1 protein-coding gene and 1 pseudogene are annotated in these 1506 nt (G+C 70.1%); both read right to left on the reverse strand.

What is annotated here, in order from left to right:
* Window positions 1-76 precede the first annotated feature (76 nt).
* The gene (locus G6026_RS13465) at window positions 77-1144 is read right to left on the reverse strand and encodes a beta-ketoacyl-ACP synthase III (protein WP_182613462.1); all 1068 of its coding nucleotides are present in this window, start codon (window positions 1142-1144) and stop codon (window positions 77-79) included.
* Between the two features lie 133 nt (window positions 1145-1277).
* Window positions 1278-1506 (reverse strand): annotated as a pseudogene (locus G6026_RS13470) (SRPBCC domain-containing protein); the annotation flags it as partial.

Genomic DNA, 1506 nt, shown 5'->3' on the forward strand with positions numbered 1-1506 from the left:
GGGATCACTCTCTCATGAACACCTGTCCATGAGAGCGGAACACGGCCCCGGTTCCGCCGGACCGGGGCCGTGGGCGTCAGTCGACGGGCGGCGCGGCGGGCAGGCGCACGACCTGCCCGGCGTAGGACAGCCCCGCGCCGAAGCCGATGCACAGCGCGATCTGACCCGGCTCGGCCTCTCCGTCACGGAGCATGGCCTCCATGGCCAGCGGGATCGAGGCCGCCGAGGTGTTGCCGGTCTGCTCGATGTCGTTGGCGATCGCCACCGAGTCGGGGAGTCCGAGGTGCTTGGCCATGGCCGAGTTGATGCGGCCGTTGGCCTGGTGGGGGATGAACGCCTGGATCTGCTCGGCGGTCACGCCCGCGGTCTCGAGTGTCTGCGCGCACACCTTCGACACCTGTACGGCGGCCCAGCGGAAGACCTTGGAGCCGTCCATCGTCAGGAACGGCTGGGCCACGGCCTCGGCCCGACCGTCGGCGGCCGCGGCGTCCACCTCGTCGACGTACTGCTTGAAGTCCTTGGTCTGGCTGATGGCATCGCCCTTCTCGCCGTCGGACCCCCAGACCACGGGGCTGACGTCGTTGGTCTCCGACGGGCCCACCACCACGGCGCCCGCGCCGTCACCGAAGATGAACGAGGTGTTGCGGTCGGAGTAGTCGATGCCGTCGCTCATCTTCTCCACGCCCACTACCACGACGTACCGCGCGCCACCGCCGCGGATCATGTTGGTGGCCACGGCCAGGCCGTAGCCGAACCCCGCGCAGCCGGCGGTCAGGTCGAACGCGGCGATGCCGTTGCGGCCGAGTTCGGTGGCGACCTGCGGGGCGGCGTGCGGGACCTGGGTCCAGTTGGTGGAGGTGCACACGATCACCGCGTCGATGAGCTCCGGATCGATGCCGGCGGAGGTCACGGCCTTCTTGGCGGCCTCGCTCGACATGGAGACGATGCCCTCGTCCGGCTCCGCGCGGTGGCGGTTGAGGATGCCCGACCGCTCGTAGATCCACTCGGAGGTCGAGTCGATCGTCTCGCAGATCTCCTCATTGCTCACCACGCGACGTGGACGGTAGGCCCCGATGCCCAGGAGGGTCGTGCCGGACGCGCCGTCGCCGGTCGCGATGGTCACGGTGTCGTTGGAATCCGCCATACGGATGGTGCTCCTCGTCGGTGTGCGGTTCGTGCCGGTCGCACGGCTGGTGCTCCCGACACAGTACTGCTGTCTCGGTGGACATCGTCGCACCGGACGGCGATGTTTCGTCGCGGTTCGACCGCCACCCGGGTCAGTCCGTGACCAGACCCTCGAGCCACCCACGCCAGCGCTCGGCGTCCCAGGTGGGCTCGACCCCGTCGACCGCGGCCGCGCCCAGCGGGGTGCCGGAGCCGCCCGGGGCGTCCACGTACTCGTACACGCGGACGGCGACGGCGGCGCTACTGGTCGCGTCCTCGGGTGTGTCCCCGGCGGGGAACCCGTAGAGCTCGATCACCCCGTCGACCGGTGCGGACAAGATG

The sequence above is a fragment of the Dietzia sp. DQ11-38-2 genome (genome assembly GCF_014145055.1).
Lineage (GTDB): Bacteria > Actinomycetota > Actinomycetes > Mycobacteriales > Mycobacteriaceae > Dietzia.